Raw genomic sequence first — 545 nt, forward strand, 5'->3', positions numbered from 1 at the left:
TCTTTATGCTGTGGACATTGGTCAGTTTGGTGCGCGCCAAGCCGGCCAATGTGTATGTGTCTACCAATCCACCAGTCGTGGTGCCATTTATAGTGGCACTCTACTGCCGGTTGTTTGGTGCTCGGTATGTGTATCACCTGCAGGATATTCACCCTGAAGCGGCAGACATTGTTATTCCATTGAATCGGTTATTGCTGCGGATACTGACGGCTGTAGACAATTACACACTGCGCCACGCTGCTGGCATTGTTACGTTATCGGAAGATATGAAGGTTTATATTCAACAACGTAGTAATACATCAAGCCCTATATTGTTGCTGGATAATCCGTCTTTCCCTGTAACGGCCGTATCAGTAGAAGAACGTACTAAAGACATTGTGTACTGTGGTAATGCTGGTCGGTTGCAGCGTATCCCATTGTTGATGTCGGCCATTCGTGCTTACTTGCAGCAAGGTGGCAAGCTACGGTTTACCTTTGCCGGTGGTGGTGTTCATGTGCCTGACATACAGGCTTTGGCCGATGCTTATGAGCAGGTGGATTATTTG

The 545-nt window shown here is 47.7% G+C and carries 1 protein-coding gene; it reads left to right on the forward strand.

What is annotated here, in order from left to right; translation table 11 throughout:
- On the forward strand, nt 1-545 hold a 545-nt coding region (locus MUW49_RS18345), incomplete at both ends, for a glycosyltransferase (RefSeq protein ID WP_348521190.1).

Origin of the sequence: Aeromonas sp. LsrichE-8G (genome assembly GCF_022869435.1) — a bacterium.
Taxonomy (GTDB): Bacteria; Pseudomonadota; Gammaproteobacteria; order Enterobacterales; family Aeromonadaceae; genus Aeromonas; species Aeromonas caviae.